This window comes from Bacteroides timonensis, assembly GCF_000513195.1.
Lineage (GTDB): Bacteria > Bacteroidota > Bacteroidia > Bacteroidales > Bacteroidaceae > Bacteroides > Bacteroides timonensis.
Genome location: NZ_CBVI010000106.1, coordinates 23327 through 42315 on the forward strand (window position 1 = coordinate 23327; position 18989 = coordinate 42315).

12 protein-coding genes and 1 pseudogene are annotated in these 18989 nt (G+C 46.4%); 7 read left to right on the plus strand and 6 right to left on the minus strand.

Going from position 1 to position 18989, the window contains the following annotated elements; genetic code table 11:
* Window positions 1–203: 203 nt before the first annotated feature.
* The 7 genes and pseudogenes from BN161_RS19940 to BN161_RS19970 all read left to right on the plus strand — a co-directional run bounded on the left by BN161_RS19940 (window position 204) and on the right by BN161_RS19970 (window position 8201).
* Window positions 204–1457 carry a 3-phosphoshikimate 1-carboxyvinyltransferase gene (locus tag BN161_RS19940; protein ID WP_044269610.1) on the plus strand — a complete coding sequence of 418 codons (1254 nt, stop codon included), beginning with the start codon at window positions 204–206 and terminating at the stop codon, window positions 1455–1457.
* Window positions 1458–1534: 77 nt separating this feature from the next.
* Complete coding sequence (locus BN161_RS19945; protein ID WP_044269611.1) at window positions 1535–1951, plus strand: hypothetical protein; 417 nt, start codon at window positions 1535–1537, stop codon at window positions 1949–1951.
* Between the two features lies 1 nt (window position 1952).
* Window positions 1953–2780, plus strand: a complete 828-nt coding sequence (locus BN161_RS19950; RefSeq protein WP_026367615.1) for a metal ABC transporter permease — start codon at window positions 1953–1955, stop codon at window positions 2778–2780.
* Between the two features lie 15 nt (window positions 2781–2795).
* Window positions 2796–5816 carry a type IX secretion system periplasmic lipoprotein PorW/SprE gene (porW, locus tag BN161_RS19955; protein ID WP_244436566.1) on the plus strand — a complete coding sequence of 1007 codons (3021 nt, stop codon included), beginning with the start codon at window positions 2796–2798 and terminating at the stop codon, window positions 5814–5816.
* Window positions 5817–5934: 118 nt separating this feature from the next.
* Window positions 5935–7525, plus strand: a pseudogene (gene porX / locus BN161_RS19960) (T9SS response regulator signal transducer PorX).
* Window positions 7526–7550: 25 nt separating this feature from the next.
* The gene (gene tsaE / locus BN161_RS19965; protein WP_044269615.1) at window positions 7551–7979 is read left to right on the plus strand and encodes a tRNA (adenosine(37)-N6)-threonylcarbamoyltransferase complex ATPase subunit type 1 TsaE; all 429 of its coding nucleotides are present in this window, start codon (window positions 7551–7553) and stop codon (window positions 7977–7979) included.
* Window positions 7980–7985: 6 nt separating this feature from the next.
* Window positions 7986–8201 (plus strand): immunity 17 family protein, encoded by a 216-nt coding sequence (locus BN161_RS19970; protein WP_044269616.1) that lies wholly within the window; start codon window positions 7986–7988, stop codon window positions 8199–8201.
* A gap of 124 nt (window positions 8202–8325) precedes the next feature.
* Here the strand turns inward: BN161_RS19970 and BN161_RS19975 are convergent, their stop codons facing one another.
* From BN161_RS19975 to dnaE, 6 genes are all read right to left on the minus strand, one after another.
* Window positions 8326–9699 (minus strand): efflux transporter outer membrane subunit, encoded by a 1374-nt coding sequence (locus tag BN161_RS19975; protein ID WP_044269619.1) that lies wholly within the window; start codon window positions 9697–9699, stop codon window positions 8326–8328.
* Window positions 9700–9702: 3 nt separating this feature from the next.
* On the minus strand, window positions 9703–12834 hold the full coding sequence (locus BN161_RS19980; RefSeq protein ID WP_044269653.1) for an efflux RND transporter permease subunit: 3132 nt from the start codon (window positions 12832–12834) through the stop codon (window positions 9703–9705).
* A 24-nt stretch (window positions 12835–12858) separates the two neighbouring features.
* Entirely contained in the window at window positions 12859–14079 is a 1221-nt protein-coding gene (locus BN161_RS19985; RefSeq protein WP_044269620.1) for an efflux RND transporter periplasmic adaptor subunit, read from the minus strand.
* Between the two features lie 219 nt (window positions 14080–14298).
* On the minus strand, window positions 14299–14637 hold the full coding sequence (locus BN161_RS19990; RefSeq protein ID WP_007212268.1) for a hypothetical protein: 339 nt from the start codon (window positions 14635–14637) through the stop codon (window positions 14299–14301).
* A gap of 46 nt (window positions 14638–14683) precedes the next feature.
* Window positions 14684–15001, minus strand: a complete 318-nt coding sequence (gene trxA, locus BN161_RS19995; protein WP_044269623.1) for a thioredoxin — start codon at window positions 14999–15001, stop codon at window positions 14684–14686.
* Between the two features lie 65 nt (window positions 15002–15066).
* Window positions 15067–18861: a DNA polymerase III subunit alpha gene (gene dnaE / locus BN161_RS20000; RefSeq protein ID WP_044269625.1), complete on the minus strand. Its 3795-nt coding sequence runs from the start codon at window positions 18859–18861 to the stop codon at window positions 15067–15069.
* Between the last annotated feature and the right edge of the window lie 128 nt (window positions 18862–18989).

The window sequence follows — 18989 nt, forward strand, 5'->3', positions numbered from 1 at the left end:
CCTCCGTAACTACTCCGTAGATTACTCGGTCAGTGATACTTCTACTATATACGGAGTAAGTACGGAGCAGGCACGGAGCAGATACGGAACAAACTTGTGCACAGTTCGGATAGAAGTCATGTAACTCAAGTTTCTTTATTCAGATATTTATCGTACTTTTGTAGCCTGTAAACCAGCTATTACATTTAAGAAGGAATACAACTATGCGCTATAAACTTTCGGCACCAGCCACTTTGCATACCACTATCCAGCTCCCGGCTTCCAAAAGTATCAGTAACCGGGCTTTGATATTACACGCCTTAGCCCAAGGGCATATCGCACCAAGCAATTTGAGCGATTGCGATGACACCCGTGTCATGATAAAAGCACTGGACGGGAATCCCGGACATATCGACATTCTTGCCGCCGGAACCGCCATGCGTTTTCTCACGGCTTACCTCAGTGTAACACCGGGTACACGCATCATTACCGGTACCGAACGGATGCAACAACGCCCCATACGTATTCTGGTGGATGCCTTACGTGAACTGGGTGCACAGATAGAGTATGCCGGAAAAGAAGGTTTCCCTCCTTTGCGCATCACAGGTGCAGAATTAACAGGCGAGGAAATCAGCCTTGCCGGAAATGTCAGCTCACAATATATATCTGCTTTACTAATGATCGGTCCCATCCTGAAAAATGGATTGAGACTGAATCTTACAGGAGAAATCATTTCCCGCCCTTACATTAATCTAACGCTACAACTGATGAAAGAATTCGGTGCAGACGCTGCCTGGAGTTCTGAAAGTAGTATCACCGTCCATCCGGGAAAGTACAGAGACATTCCTTTCACAGTAGAAAGTGACTGGAGCGGTGCTTCTTACTGGTATCAGATGGTTGCCTTAATTCAGGATAATGAAAAAAAGGAATCTACAAAAACGGAAATAAAATTACCCGGACTTCTCCCACGCAGCTATCAGGGCGACAGCCGGGGAGCTGAAATATTTGTCAGACTCGGTGTACACACCACATATACCGACCAAGGAGTGGTACTGACTAAGATGGGAACTCCCGTTGCCTGTTTAAAGGAAGATTTAGTGGATATACCCGACTTGGCACAAACTTTCGTTGTGACTTGTTGTTTAATGAACATACCTTTCCGATTTACCGGATTGCAGAGCTTGAAGATAAAGGAAACCGACCGCATTCAGGCGCTTATCACGGAATTGCATAAACTGGGATACGTGGTAAAATCGGAACAGGATAGTATATTAATCTGGAACGGTGAGCGCTGCGAACCGGAATCCCATCCCGTTATTGCGACTTATGAAGATCACCGGATGGCAATGGCATTTGCACCCGCCATCCTGCGGATGCCATCCATACGGATTGCTGATCCGCAGGTAGTTTCCAAGTCTTATCCAGGATATTGGGAGGATTTGAAACAGGTAGGGTTCGGAATTGAGATAATTAAATGAAGAATGAAGAATTTGGCTGCGCTACGCAAGCATACCACTAAGTAATTCTTAATTCTTCATTCTTAATTAAAAAAACTATGTGGATATTAATTATAAGTCTTATTGTACTTGTCTGTATCGCCCTTTTGGCAGGATACATCCGTAACCAACGCTTACAAAAGAAAATAGAGCGCGGAGAACTGGATGCCATGCCTGAAGTGAAAGAGGCCGACGCAGAATGCTGCGGACAGCACGAAATATGCGAACGGGACAGTCTGTTAGCTGCCGTCAGCAAAAAGATAGAGTACTACGATGATGAAGAACTGGACAAGTACATCGGCATTGCCCCCGAAGATTACACTCCTGAACAGGAAGATGAATTCAGGGACGTATTCTATACGATGCAGGACATCGACGTTGCCGGATGGGTACGCAGTTTGCAACTGCGTGGAATAGCTCTGCCAAACAATATCAAAGATGAAATATTCCTGATTATAGGAGAGAGGAGATTTTAAAGTGGATCTACTACAATACACCTTCTTTCAACATGCCCTCATCGGCAGTTTGCTGGCAAGCATTGTTTGCGGACTTATCGGTACGTATATCGTAACGAGGCGACTGGTGTTCATTAGTGGCGGACTGACACATGCCTCTTTCGGAGGAATTGGTCTGGGATTATATACAGGAATTTCTCCCATTTTGGCAGCCGGAGTGTTTGCGGTATTGTCCGCTTTTGGTGTGGAGTGGCTTAGCAAACGCAATGATATGCGCGAAGACTCAGCTATCGCGGTATTCTGGACGCTGGGGATGGCATTGGGTATCATGTTCACTTTTCTTTCACCCGGGTTCGCACCCGATTTGTCAGCTTATCTGTTCGGTAATATACTGACGATTACATTCGGAGACATCGCCTTGCTTGCGGGACTTGCAGTGATACTGGCTATTTTCTTTATCCTATACCTGCGTCCGATTATTTACGTTGCTTTCGACCGGGAATTTGCACGTTCACAAGGCATTCCCGTACAAATATTCGAATATGTGCTGATGATGTTCATTGCACTGACCATTGTGGCATGTCTGCGCATGGTAGGCATTGTGCTGGTTATTTCCCTGCTCACCATCCCACAAATGACTGCGAATTTGTTTACGCATCGTTTCCACCGCATTATCTGGCTATCCATCGGCATCGGTTATCTCAGTTGCCTGGGCGGATTAATGATATCCTATTATCTCAACGTTCCTTCCGGTGCAGCTATCATCTTCTTTTCCATCATTATATACGTAGTATGTAAGCTGGGAAAGAGTTTTTATTTATCTTTACGGCAGAAAACGCAGAACCCGTAAAACTTACTGGCATAGTTGAAACGCAAAGCAATCCTCCTCACTGGCATCTTAGTCACTTTGATGCTCATTACCGGATGTTCTACCCGAAAGAATACAGCCGGCACACGCTTCTATCATGCCCTAACCACCCGTTACAACGTCTACTTCAACGGAAACGAAGCTTATAAAGCCGGATTGCAGGCACAGCAACAAGGGAATAAGGATAACTACATGGAAATGCTCCCCCTCTATCCCATCGGCAATAAAGAAACTACAGGTATCGGTACTTCCGACTATGAGCGAGCCATTGAGAAAGCGCAAAAAGCCATTCGTCAGCATTCTATCAAGCGACGCCCCATACGTAAACCAGGACGGGCATACACGGACGAATACAAAAAATGGCTGGCGCGTCGGGAGTTCAATCCTTTCATACACCGTGCATGGCTGCTGTTGGGAAAAGCACAATATCAGAAAGGAGATTTCCCGGAAGCTGCCTCAACCTTTTCTTATATCGTGCGCCTCTATGACGGACAGACGAGCATCACTTCCGAAGCTCTGATCTGGCTATCCCGCTGCTACTCAGCTCTGGGCTGGCAATACGATGCGGAAGACGCTCTGAACCGGGTAAATAACGATAGTCTGCCGCTATCACTGGCAGTCCCTTATGCTTCGGCAACAGGAAACTACCTGTTGGGCAGTCAGCGATACAAAGAAGCCATCCCCCATTTGGAAAAGACCGCCAAAAACGAGAAGAACAAGCAGCAAAAAGCGCGATGCTATTATCTCCTGGGACAGACTTACCAGCTATTGCAACAACCGGAACAAGCTTATCAATCATACAGCAAAGTAATTCGTCTCAACCCTCCGTACGAACTGGCATTGAGTGCCCGTATCCGCCAGACGGAAGTGATGCCCACCGCCAATAGCCGTAAGATAACAGGAAAGCTACTGCGGCTGAGCAAAGACGAGAAAAACGAAGAGTATCTGGATCAGATTTACTATGCATTGGGTAATGTTTACCTGGCCGGGAAAGACACGGCACAGGCTCTTTCCGCATATCACAAAGGAATAGAAAAGAGCACCCGTAATGGTGTGGAGAAAGGAATTCTTCAACTGACATTAGGAAACTTGTACTGGCAGCAGGCACGCTATGCCGAAGCGCAGAAAGCATATGCAGAGGCAATAGGATTGATAGATAAGACACACCGGGAATATGCCGACATTACCACCCGTTCGGAAATATTGGACGAACTGGTACCTCATACCAATACCATACAGTTGCAGGATAGTTTGCAGCACCTTGCCGGGATGCCGGAGGCGGAACGAATGGCCGTCATAGAAAACATCATTGCACAGGTCATCGCCCGGGAGGAAGCCGAACGCAAGGCGGCCGAAGAAGCAGAGCGGGAAACAAACCGCCTGCAGATGCGGGAAGAAGCGGAAAGTCAGTTACCTGCAACTTCGATTATCAGCAAACCGGGGCAAGGCAATACCACTACTTCACAAACTACCCAGCCGGCAATAGGCGGAAAACAGGATTGGTATTTTTATAATCCGCAATTAGTGGAACAGGGAAAAGCAGAGTTCCAACGTTTGTGGGGACGCAGAAAACTGGAAGACAACTGGCGAAGGAAAAACAAGACTGTGGTTGCACTGGACGATTTTGAAGAGGTAGATTACAGTGAACCGGAAGATATTACCCCCAAAGACAGTATCCGGAACAGTCAGGAAAATGAACCCACAGAAAGTCCTGTATCCCCCAAAGAAGATTCTAAAGAGGGAACTGCCGACAGTATCGCCAATGACACGCATCGTCCGGAATACTATCTGGCACAGATTCCATTGACAGAAGAGGCTATGCAGGCATCCAACGCATTGCTATCGGAAGCCTTATACGGTGCCGGAATAGTCTTCAAGGATCGTATGCACGATTTCCGACGGGCAGAAGCCATGTTCGAAAGGCTCATCCGGCAGTTCCCGGACTTCGCGCAAGCTGATGAAGCCTATTATCAGTTATTCCTGACGGAATTGGCTATAGGATATTATGAGAAAAAAGGCAGTTCCGCTGAAAAATATAAAGCCGAACTTATCGCCCGATTCCCCGAAAGCCGTTATGCCAAGACACTGGCTGACCCGGATTTCGCAGAGAATGCCATACATGGTAAACAACGCGAAGATTCACTCTATGTCCGTGCTTATGAGCATTTCCAGATGGGCGACACAGCCACCGTGCGGGCTGCCGAACATCTTTCTTCCGAAATATATCCATTAGGGCAACACCGCCCGAAGTTTATGTTCCTCGAAGCCGTCACCCGACTGCAAGGAGGAGAAACTGAACGGTTCCTCGCCACTCTGAAAGAACTTGTACAGCAATATCCGCAGAACGAAATCACCGATCTGGCCGCCCATATACTGAAAGGCGTACAGGAAGGGCGTCTGCTGGCACGTGACAGCCATACATTCGGTTCTATCTGGCAACGACGGAATGCCGAACTGGCCGAAGCAGGCAATCTGCTGGGCGATAGCTTGAGCAGTACCGCTATTCTCCCACCGGACAGTGCTTTCAGCACAGAGCGCAATGTACCGTTCCTCTTTATCCTTGCTTATGAAGAAGGAAAAGTAAACGAGAATATGCTTCTGTTTGAAGTGGCACGCTATAATTTCTCCACTTTCCTGGTTAAGAACTTCGACCTTGCATTTGCTCACGAACGGGGGATCGGTATGTTGCAAATTCGTCCGTTCAACAATTACGATGAAACACAGCAATATTTCCGTCGACTTTATGCAAATCCCGAAATGGCGGCACGGCTCAGTGGTATGCGTGCTATACTCATCTCGGAGGCCAACTATGCGCAATTAATCAAACAATATAGTTTCGATGATTATGATGCCTTCTACCGTACACACTTCTCTTCCATACCAGAACCGGAACTAAAAGGCTATACACTGGATGAACCTCTGCTGAACCTGCCGACAAAGGAAGAAGAACGGCAGAGAGAAGAAAATCTGCCTGCGGAAGAGGACGACCCGGAAAATGGTGTTATCTTTGGCGAGTGAAACAGTGACGAGTGACGAGCTACAAGTTGCGGCGCTATACTCGTAGCTGACAGTGATGAGCTACAAGTCGCCGCGCCATACTCGTAGCTCGTAGCTTGTAGCTAAAAAACTAACAGATATGAAGAAAGACAGATTACTTTGGGTGGACGATGAAATCAGTTTGTTGCGACCGCACATCCTGTTTCTGGAAGGCAAAGGCTACGAAGTAGATACCGTAACCAACGGACAGGATGCACTGGATCGCTGCCGCGCTACAACCTACGACCTAATCTTTCTGGACGAAAACATGCCCGGACTGAGCGGTCTGCAAACTCTGGCATTAATAAAAGAAATCTGCCCCACCGTCCCCGTCGTCATGATCACCAAAAGTGAAGAAGAAAACATCATGGACATGGCTATCGGACAAAAAAATTGCGGATTACCTGATCAAACCCGTCAATCCTAACCAGATATTGTTGTCGCTAAAGAAGAACCTGCATCGTCGGGATATAGTCAGCGAAGCCGCACAAACCGGTTATCAACAAAATTTCGGTAAGATAGGCATGCAAATCAATGACTCGCTGACGGCAACAGACTGGATGGAATTGTATCGCCGCCTGGTATACTGGGAACTGGAATTGGAAGCTACAGACAGTCCCATGAGCGAGATGCTTGCCATGCAGAAAGCAGAAGCCAATTCTGCCTTTGCCAAATTCATAAAGAAGCACTATGCCGACTGGGTATCGGACGAAAAAGGGGCAACTAACACACGCAAACCCTCTTCGGAAAACACCGGCCGCCCTCTGATGAGCCCGGATCTTTTCAAACGCATCCTTTTCCCTCTGCTGGACAAAGGAGAAAAGATTTTCTTTATTGTACTTGATAATTTCCGGTACGACCAATGGCGCGTTCTTGCCAATGAGCTATCCGGCTTATTCAACATTGAAGAACAACTCTATTTCAGCATTCTGCCCACCGCCACGCAATATGCCCGCAATGCCATCTTTTCCGGACTGATGCCTGACCAGATAGCCAAGCTTTTCCCCGAATTATGGATAGATGAGGACGAAGAAGAAAACAAAAACCTGAATGAAGCCCCACTGATACGTACCATTATAGAGCGCTATCGCCGCAGTGATACCTTCTCTTACCATAAAATTAATGATGCTTCCGGTGCAGAACGTCTACTGGCACAACTTCCCGCCTTAGCGCAGAATGACCTCAATGTTGCCGTATTCAATTTTATCGACATGTTGAGCCACAGCCGAACGGAAAGCAAAATGATACGCGAACTCGCCTCTACCGAGGCAGCCTACCGTAGTATCACCCTTTCCTGGTTTCGCCATTCACCGCTGAGCGACTTGCTGAAAGCGCTTGCCAGTCGTCAGTACCGGGTTATCATCACCACCGATCACGGCAGCATTCGCGTAGACAACCCGGTAAAGGTGCAAAGCAACAGTAAAGAAATCAATGCCAACCTGCGATACAAACTGTCACGCAACATGGCATACAATCCCAAACAGGTGTTTGAAATCACCCGCCCCGCCGAGATACACCTCCCCTCACCCAACGTGAGCACGCGCTATATCTTCGCTACAGGCCGGGATTTCTTTGCCTATCCCAATAATTACAACCATTACGTCAGCTACTACACCGATACTTTCCAGCATGGAGGCATTTCGATGGAAGAGATGATTATCCCACTTATCACACTAAGTGGACGAAACTGAAAGTAAAATCATAATTAAATATAGTATGGAAATTAAAATTCAATCTCTGGACCATATCCATGAAGCCGCCCGCGAGTTCATCGCCGCTATGGGCGACAATACCGTTTTCGCTCTCTATGGAAAAATGGGAGCTGGTAAAACTACTTTTATCAAGGCGCTTTGCCAGGAGTTGGGCGTTGAAGATGTCGTTACATCACCCACCTTTGCCGTTATCAATGAGTATCGTTCGGACATAGCGGGAGAATTGATCTATCATTTCGACTTCTATCGGATCAAGAAGCTGGAAGAAGTATATGATATGGGATACGAAGATTACTTCTACAGTGGTGCGCTCTGTTTCATCGAATGGCCGGAACTGGTGGAGGAACTGCTACCGGGCAATACCATTAAAGTGACTATTGAGGAACAGGAAGACGGTTCGCGCAGGTTGACAATGGAAGAAAAACCGGATTAATAGCTTATGAGCCAATACATCGTACAAGGTATATTCGCGGTAGCCGGCATCCTCTCGCTGCTGGCGGCCGTGTTCGACTGGGAGTGGTTCTTCACCGCCCGCAACACACAGTTCGCCGTAAAGAGTGTAGGACGGCAGCGCGCCCGGTTATTCTATGGCGTACTGGGAGTGATTCTTATCGCAATGTCCGCATTCTTCTTCCTGAACACGCCAAGGGAATGATGCCGTACTATGCAGGGTGTCTGCATAGACCTATGCAGGGTGTACACATAGACCTATGCAGGGTGCCCGCATAGACCTATGCAGGGTGTACGCATAGACCTATGCAGGGTGTACGCATAGGCAGCTACCGCCATCCCCCGCCAAGTGCCTTATACAGTCGCACCAGTGTGATCTGCTTATCCCGTATCGCATTGCTCAATCCGATCTGGGCGTCGAAATATCCACGTTGTGCATCCAGCACGTCCAGATATCCGATTACGCCATTGATATACTGCAACTGAGCCAACTCCACATTGGTTTGCGCGGCTTGTTCCAGTTGCAGGCGCGACTCATAAATATCCTTTATCTTATTGAAATCTACAATTGCATTCCGCGCATCCTTGAAAGCCGTCAGCACTGATTTCTCGTAAGTGTAAACCTCCTGTTCGTACGCCGCTTTCTTGGCTTTCAGCATCGCCCGGTTCTTACCCATCGCAAACAACGGTGTCAGCAAGGAACCGCTCAGGAAATGATAGGGCGATTTCAGGAAATCAGAGAATTCCGCACTCTCCAAACCGTAATGTGCCGTCAGAGCCAGACGAGGAAACATATTAGTATACGCAAGGCCTACCGCCGCATTGGCCGCAATCAATTTCTGTTCCGCCTGACGTACATCCGGACGGCGTTCCAGCAATGTGGACGGAAGCCCTACAGGAAGGTTTTCCGGCAGTTTCACCTCTTCGGACAACACCGAGCGTTCTATCTTCCGCGGATATTCACCTGCCAGGAAAGCAATGTCATTCTCCTTAATGGAAATCTTTCGCTCCAGATCCGGAACCAGCGTCGCGGTACGTGCAAATTCCACCTGCGCCTGTTGATAAGAGGTTTCCGAGGTAAGTCCGCCTTCAAAACGAAGCTTTGCCAACCGCACGCCTTCTTTACGGGCATTCAGTGTCTGACGAACAATAGCCAGTTCATTATCCAAAGCCACCAGTTCAAAGTATGCCTGAGCCACTTCTGCCACCAGGCTCATTTTCAGTGCCCGTTGCGCCTCTATCGAACCCAGGAAATCCGCCATACTCTTATCTTTCGCCCAACGCAGGTTTCCCCACAGGTCCACTTCCCATGAAACGATTGCCTTTGCTTCATAGCTACGGTCCGAATCATAATTGTCCCCGCCATAGTTCTCCGCTTCCTTGTCCGCATACAACTTACCACTGACTTGCGGGAAAAGATTAGCAAAATCTATGCGTTTCATTGCCGCCAGCTCCTTCACCCGCGCGGCGGCTATCTTCATATCCTTATTATATTCGAGCGTCCGCTCTATGAGCGCTTGCAACGTAGTATCGGTGTAGAGTTCCCACCATTGCCGGTCGGCGATAGAGAGCGTGTCCTGTTCCGTTGAGTCAAGCTGTTGCGGCAGGTTCAGTTCCGGACGTACATAATGTTTACCCAACTGGCAGGAACTGAACAATAACACCAACGCCATCATGTAATATATTGTATATTTTCTTTTCATAACTTATCGTTTAAATCGCTTCGTAACTTTCTTAATATTCGTACTCTTCGCTTTTGCCTTCGCCTTATAAATCAGTACAAAGAAGAACGGTACCAAAAGAATACCTATCGTCACAGCTAAAATCATTCCAAAGAATACACCGGTACCAATAGCCTGACGGCTTGCCGAGCCCGGTCCGCTGGCAATAACCATCGGCAACATACCGAGAATAAATGCCAATGACGTCATCAGGATAGGACGGAAGCGCAGCTGCGATGCATGTAAAGCCGCCTTAACCACATTCGCCCCACGATCTACTTGTTCTTTGGCAAATTCTACAATCAAAATAGCATTCTTTGCCGCCAGACCGACCAGCATTACCAATCCGATCTGGAAATAGACATCGTTCTCCAATCCACACAGCCACACTCCGAGGTAGGCTCCCAACGCTGCAATGGGCAATGAAAGCAGCACCGCAATGGGCACTGTCCAGCTTTCGTAAAGTGCTGCCAGGAAGAGGAATACGAACAGGAATACCAATGCCAATACCATTGCCGTCTGTCCTCCGGCCTGTTTCTCCTGATAAGAAAGTCCACTCCATTCTACACCTATATTTTCCGGCAAGTGTTCGCGAGCTATCTGCTCAATGATTTCCATGGCCTGACCGGAACTGTAACCATCCGCCGCTCCACCACGAATTACGGCACTGTTGAACATATTGAAACGTTTGATGCTACCCGGTCCCGTGGTATAGGAAGTGGTTCCGAGAGAAGTCAACGGTATCATTACATTATCCGCCCCACGTACAAAGAACAGGTTGATATTTTCTTTGTGTTCCCGATAAGGTGCTTCAGCCTGAATATATACACGATAGATACGATTGAACATATTGAAGTCGTTCACATATACCGAACCTGTATAAGCCTTCATGGTTGAAAAGACATCTGCCAACGGCACTCCCGCCAGTTTTACCTTATCACGATCTACGTCGAAATAGAGTTGCGGAATATCCGCCTGTAAAGATGATGACAGTCCGGATAGCTCCTTACGCTGCGATGCATAATACATCAATGTATCCGTAGCCTGCACCAGATTATCGAATGTGGCATCTCCACGTGCCTCAAGCTGCATTTCGAAACCACCCGAGCTTCCCAATCCCGGAATAACCGGCGGTGTGGAAAGATATACTTTACACTCAGGATATTCCTGCAAATCCTTTTTCACTTGTGCCATCACCTCGTCAATGGTTTGTCCGTCACGCGCACCCCACGGCTTCATAATAACCGTCAGTTCGCTACGTGCCTGGCTGCTGCCTACACGAGGGCTGCTACCCACTACGCTCTGCACATACTCTACAGCCGGATTCAACATCAGATACTCCACTGCACGCTCTGACACGGTACGTGTACGCTCCAGTGTAGCACCTTCAGGCAATTCCAGTTCCACTTTGAAGTAACCCTGATCTTCCACGGGTAAGAAACTGGTCGGTATCAGGCGGTTTATCAGTAAGATGGCTACCAGTACCACACCAAATGCAGCCAGTACTCTGCGAGGATTTCCTATCACACGTGAAATCTGGCGAACATATTTACGGTTGCCCATATTCAGTGCATAGTTAATATAACGGAATACGATATTCTTTCGCTTATGCGATTCCGGTTTCAATATCAACGAACACATTACCGGGCTCAAAGTCAATGCAACCACCGTAGAAAGTAATACGGAAACCACAATTGTCACCGTGAATTGACGATAAAGCTGCCCTGTGATACCACCAAGGAAACTAACCGGTACAAACACAGCCGCCAATACCAGAGACGTAGCAATAATCGCTCCCGTCAATCCTTCCATCGCTTTTTTCGTAGCCTCGTAAGGTGGTAGTTTCTCTTCGTGCATAATGCGCTCTACGTTCTCCACTACCACAATAGCGTCATCCACCACAATACCGATGGCAAGTACCAATCCAAGCAATGTAAGTATATTGAGCGAAAAGCCGAATATCAGCATGAAACCGAACGTACCAATCAGGGAAATAGGTACTGCCACAATCGGAATAAGTGTAGCACGCCAGCTTTGCAGTGACAGGAATACCACGATAATTACCAGTATCAACGCTTCAAACAAAGTCTTATATACTTCGTGAATAGACTCTGAAATATATGTCGTCATATCAAACGGAATCTCGTAACTCAATCCGTCAGGGAAGTTACTGCTGATTTCATCCATCGCCTTTTTCACATTCTCTGCCACTTCCATAGCATTGGCACCCGGAAGCATATAAATGCCTAACACCGCTGCATTTTCGCCATTGATGCTACTCTCCGTATTGTATGAAGACGCCTCCAGCGAGATGCGTGCCACGTCGCGCAAACGAACAATGGAACCATCCGCATTCGCACGAACTACGATTTCTTCAAACTGCCCTACAGTAGAAAGACGTCCCTGAGTCGTAATAGGAATGGTAATATCCAATCCTTGTACAGGTTGTTGCCCCAGCACACCGGCCGCGGACTCACGGTTCTGATCTTTCAGAGCATTCTGCAAATCGGCTACGGTCAGTCCGAAGTTTGCCAATTTGTCCGGTTGCACCCAAATCTGCATTGCATAGTAGCGGCTACCAATATTGGAGACACGCCCTACACCTGGAATACGACGAAGCAAATCGAGTACGTTCAGTGTAGCGAAGTTACTCAAATAGATTTCATCAAACTTCGGGTCGGAAGACATCAGACAGATAGTCATTAACTGGCTGGCTGCCTGTTTTTCTACGGATATACCGTTCTGTACCACTTCTGCCGGAAGACGGGACTCCGCCAGTTTCAAACGGTTCTGTATTTCTACTGCCGCCAAATCGGGGTCAGCCGAAATATCAAATGTCACTGTAGCGGAAAAACCACCGGAATTGGAACTGTTGGACTCCATATAGAGCATTCCCGGTGTTCCATTCAATTCTTGTTCGATAGGTGTAGCTACCGCCTGTGATACTGTCAGTGCACTGGCACCGGGATACGAAGCACTAATCTTCACCACCGGTGGCGTAATCTGCGGATATTGGTCAATGGGAAGCATCGTCAATCCGATGATACCCACAATGACAATCAGTATGGAGATGACAGCCGAGAATACCGGTCTGTCTATAAAGAAACTTACTTTCATATGCGTCTGTTTTATGTTCGTCAATTACTTTTCAGTCTTAGCCGAATCCGGTGTCTGACTTTGATCTTCATCTTCTTTCTTCAACAGGGCATTGTTAACCTTAACTTTTATACCCGGGCTTAGTTTGTGGTATCCTTCCACCACTATTGTCTCACCCGGCACCAGACCTCTCTCCACCACCACCTGGTTCTGGAATTCAGGTCCTAACTCTATAAAACGACGTTCTACAGTAGAATCACGGCGCATTACAAACACGTAAGCACCACCTTTTTCGATGATAACGGATTTCAGGGGAACTACTGTTGCATTCTCCCGTACATCCAGCAAGAGCTTCACTTTAGTGAACTGTCCCGGAAGTAATACATGTTTTGGATTGGGCATTTCGGCACGAACAGAGAATGTACCGGTACGTGGGTCAACCTGCGGTTCAGCAAAGTCAACCAAACCTTTGAAGGGATAAACAGTGTTATCTGCCAGTGTTATAGAAATATTGGGCTGCCAGGAACGGGTAGAATCCTTTTGTCCCAGATTCACATTACGCTCTTTGGTTTTCAGGTAATCCAATGCTGTCATGCTAAAATCTACCAGTACTGTATCACTCTTTACAATAGTAGCAAGCAAGGATTTACCACCCGTCCCCACCAGCGTACCAAGGTCTACATATCGTTCACTGATATGCCCTGCAAGCGGTGAGCGAACAATGGTATATCCTAATTCCAGCTCGGCCTGATCCAGATCAGCCTGACTCATAGCAACACTTGCTTCAGCCGTTTCATAGGCAGCCACTGCATTATCCAAATCCAACCTACTGGCAGCATTCTGTTCATATAAAGGACGGATACGCTCCAGGTCGTTCTGTGCCTTGCGTACCTGCGCCTCATCCTTTTTTAGTTGTGCACGCGCCTTGTCTGCCTTCGCGGCATATTGGTCGCGGTTGATTACAAACAATACCTGATTCTTCGTCACATAGGTACCCTCTTCAAAAAGCATATTTTCCAGATACCCTTCTACACGGGCGCGGACTTCTACAAATTGCTGGGCACGGACACGTCCTACATATTCACCATAGATTTCCACGTCGTCCTGTATCACCGGTTCCACGGCTACCACCGGAAGATCCGGTGCAGGTGCCGGTCGGTGGGTAATAAACCAATAAATTGCTACCAACACCACTACAGCTATTGCGGCAATCACTGCCTGCCTTTTCGTTATTCTGATTTCTCTCTTCTTAAAAAACGATTTCATAAGCTCTCTGTTTATGTTAATGTTAAAAACCCTATAAATAAAAAACACAACTGGCGTGCCAAAGTTCGATGGCTGTACCTTTATTATTCATAGCCAACGCATTAAATGACTTAACAAGAATAATGAAGAGTGTAGAATCAGCTCTACAAGTGTGGAATAATTCCACAAAAAAAGTCCGGACAAACTGTCCGGACTCCTTTTTTACTTAACTGAACCTTTCTATTCTTCATCATCATCCAATGACTCCGTATATTCCAGTTCACCTTGAACCACGAACAGGATTTCTTCCGGATCATAGTCACCCATCTCGTCTTTGTGGGCTTCCTTGATGATGTAATCCACGATTTGCCCCAGATCCACTTCGACACATCCTTCTTCGTCCGGCTCTACATCCAGAATGCCGCTTTCAGAATAATACTCGTCAATCAAATCGAGGAAATAATAGAATTCGTCGTCAGAGAACTTCTCTTTTAACTCCTGCGGCAAATAATTCTTGATGTATTCGATGGTTTTTTCGTCATCGAGATCATCCTTTAAGAAATCGTCTTCCAGTCCCATAATAGTTAGTTTTTTAAGGGTTAATACCTTATTTATATTATGCTCCTTAGAGGAACATCTTTTTTATCTTATCATCAAAAGCCGATTTGGAAGCAGAACCTACCTGTTTGTCAACCAACTCACCGTTTTTGAAGAATAGTACAGTAGGGATGTTACGAATACCGTATTCAGCAGCTACATCGCCATTTTCGTCTACATCGCACTTACCGATGAGAACCTGTCCTTCGTATGTTTCTGCCAATTCTTCAATGATAGGACCTACCATTTTACAAGGACCACACCACGGGGCCCAAAAGTCAATCACTACAGGTTTACCCTCTGCAAGGATCTCCTTATAGTTGCTGTCTGTAATTTCTAAAGCCATTGCGTTATTGATTAATTATTTAATGTTTAATGATTACTGTCAAAATCTTTATGGAAGCAAAGATACTAATTTATCCGGAATTCCAGTTCCGGACGATCATTTAAATAAGAGATTAACTCACGTCCTACGGAAAGTTTCACCGGACGGGAAATCATATCTACCACTGTCTTACTATCAGGATCACTCACTTTGAAATAAAGTTCCGTCGTTCCGGGATTCCCTTTCATTAGCGCCGCAAGCTCTGTAACCAAAGCTTGGTTCAGCACGGAAAGCGGTATCAGAATGGTAATTTTGGAAATCAACTTCTCCTTTACATCCGGCAACAATTCCATAGAAGTAATTTTTACTTCCAATTCATCCTGCCGCCACTGTTTAGGCTGGCAACGCGCTTTTATAAAGAGGAAAGTACGTTCACCCAGATACCCCTGATAGGTCACCCAGTCATTACCAAAGAAAGGAAGTTCCGCCGAACCGGAATAGTCTTCAATCTTAGCAATGCCGTAAGGATTACCATTCTTACTGATGCCCCGGCGTACAGAAGTTACAATTCCTCCCATCGTTATTTCACGTCCGGCAAGTGCCGCTTTGTCTTCCAGTTCAGCCATACGCGTATTGCAAACATGTTGTAACACAACCGAATATTCATCCAGCGGATGAGCGGAAAGATAGATACCCACTAGATCACGTTCCCTGTTCAGACGATCCAGATCACTCCAGCGTTCAGCTTCAGGAATTTCGGGAGTAGCTATATCAACTACATTCTCACCACCGAACAAGGAATTGGCGGCAGCTGCCTGATCTGCCTGATAACGGTTACCATAACGTACCAAAGTTTCCATGAAAACTTCATTCTTAGAATTCACGGCAAAATATTGCTCGCGTTTCAATTCCGGGAACTCATCGAAACCTCCTGCCAGAGCCAGACATTCCAGATTCTTCTTATTACAAGCTGTCAGATTGACGCGTTGCACAAAGTCGAATATACCTTTGAAAGGACCATTCTTCTCACGTTCTTCCATGATATTCAGCACGGCACCTTCGCCCACACCTTTCACTGCACCGAGACCAAAACGAATATTTCCTTCCGGGTTAACAGTGAACTTCAGATTACTCTCATTCACATCCGGACCAAGAACTTTGATACCCATAGCCTTACATTCGTCCATCAGTTTAGTGATATCGGTAATGTTCGACAAACTTCGACTCATTACGGCTGCCATGTACTCGGCAGGGTAATTAGCTTTCAGATAAGCCGTCTGATAAGCTACCCATGAATAGCAAGTAGCATGAGACTTGTTAAAAGCATAAGATGCAAACTTTTCCCAGTCTCCCCAAATCTTTTCAAGTACTTTCGGATCATGTCCGTTCTTACGTCCGCCTTCAACGAACTTAGGTTTCATATGATCCAGTTTGTCACGTAGCTTTTTACCCATCGCCTTACGCAGGGCATCGGACTCACCACGAGTGAAGTCAGCCAACAGACGGGACAGAAGCATCACCTGTTCCTGATATACCGTAATACCATACGTATCCTTCAGGTATTTCTCCATGACAGGAATATCGTACTCAATCGGTTTCCGCCCATGCTTACGGTCGATAAAATCCGGAATGTAATCCATAGGTCCCGGACGATAGAGAGCATTCATTGCAATCAAGTCTTCAAAAGTAGAAGGTTGCAACTCACGCAGATATTTCTGCATACCGGCAGACTCAAACTGGAATGTACCAATCGTACGCCCATCACTATATAGTTTATAAGTAGCAGGATCGTCAATAGGCACTTTATCTATATTCAACTCCAACTTGCGGTGCAGGCGAATATTCTCTACGGCTTCCTTGATGATTGACAATGTTTTCAATCCCAGGAAGTCCATCTTGATCAAGCCTGTATCTTCAATTACCGAACCTTCATATTGAGTAACGAGCATCTTTTCACCCGTTTCTTTATCATCGGCCGTACTTACAGGCACCCAGTCGGTAATGTCGTCACGACAAATAATCGTACCGCAGGCATGCACACCCGTACCGCGTACGTTACCTTCTAGCATTTTGGCATATTTCAGCGTATCACGCACCAAAGGATCGGGAGAAGCCTCAGCCGCCTGCAATTCAGGAACATAATCAATAGCATTCCGCAGGTTCAGCTTTTTATCAGGTATCTTATCAGGAACCAATTTGGCCAAACGGTCAGATTCCGACAGAGGAAGTTTCTGCACACGGGCCACGTCCTTGATAGCAAGTTTGGTAGCCATCGTACCATATGTGATAATATGCGCCACTTTTTCCTGACCGTACTTTTGTGTCACCCAGCGAAGTACTTCACCACGTCCGTCATCATCAAAGTCGATATCGATATCAGGCAAGGAGATACGGTCGGGGTTCAAGAAACGCTCAAACAGCAAGTCATATTTAATGGGGTCGATTTTTGTAATCTGCAAGCAATACGCTACTGCCGAACCGGCTGCTGACCCACGTCCCGGACCTACCGAGACACCCATATTACGCCCGGCAGCAATGAAGTCCTGTACAATAAGGAAGTACCCTGGGAAACCCATCGTCTTCATAATGTAAAGTTCAAACTTCAATCGCTCCATTACTTCTTCGGACAGAGGATCACCATAGAATATTTTAGCACCGTCAAAAGTAAGTTTGGCAAGGTAGTCCGCTTCTAATTTTATACGATATAACTTTTCATATCCGCCCAAGCGTTTGATTTTAGCCTTAGCTGCCTCTTCACTTAATACTACATTGCCATTTTCGTCCTGAGTGAACTCATCAAACAAATCCTTCTCAGTATATTTTTGCCGATACCCTTCTTCTGTTCCGAAATCTTCAGGAATAGCAAAAGTCGGCATGATAGGCGCATGATCGATTGAATAATATTCTACCTTATTTAGGATTTCCAGCGTATTGGACAAAGCCTCGGGAATGTCTGCAAATAATTCATTCATTTCAGCTTTTGTCTTCATCCACTCCTGTTTGGTATAAAGCATGCGTTTAGGGTCATCCAGATCTTTACCCGTACTCAGACAGATCAAACGGTCGTGCGCCTCAGCATGTTCCTCGTTTACAAAGTGAACGTCGTTGGAGCAAATAAGTTTGATATTGTATTTTTTGGCAAACTCTATCAGCTTGGCATTCGCCCTCTGCTGTAGCGGATAAGCTTCGTGATTGGCACGGGGCACGGTTGCCTTATGGCGTTGCAACTCCAGATAATAATCTTCACCAAAAAGATTTTTGTACCAACGCACGGCTTCTTCCGCATCTTCCAATTGGTCGTTAAGTATCTTTTTAGGCACCTCACCACCAATACAAGCTGAACAGACGATCAATCCTTCATGATACTTTTCCAGTTCGCTACGGTCTGTACGCGGACGCATATAATATCCTTTTGTCCAGGCTCTGGATACCAATTTTATCAAATTATGATATCCTTTCTCATTCTTAGCCAACACAATCAAGTGCCAACCGCTCTGGTCGGGTTTACCTTCTTTCTTATCCATGGTGCGGCGTGCCACATACATCTCACAACCGATTATCGGCTTGAACAATTTATTTTCCGCTTCCGCAAGCTTCGCACGACAATCAGCAAGTTCCGCGTCTTTGTCTTCGCAAGCTATCTCACCACTTTCAATACCGGCTATCCGCTTTTTGAGATCTTTAATCTCTCCCTTCGGCCCGCCATTCTTCTTGTTAACGTAATTTGTGAACTCTTTAATGCCGAACATATTACCGTGGTCAGTCACGGCTATCCCTTTCATTCCATCCTTCATAGCCTTATCCACCAACGCGCTTACGCTGGCCTGACCATCGAGGAGGGAGTACTGGGTATGAACGTGCAAATGAACAAAATCCTGCATAAATATCTCCTTTCAATTGAGAGCATAAAAGTACAACGTATATAAGACCTAACAAAAATATTTCCCTAAAAGTTATCAACATCTGCATTTCTCGCCCCAAATGCTTGTTAGATTTTCAAAATAAGCCT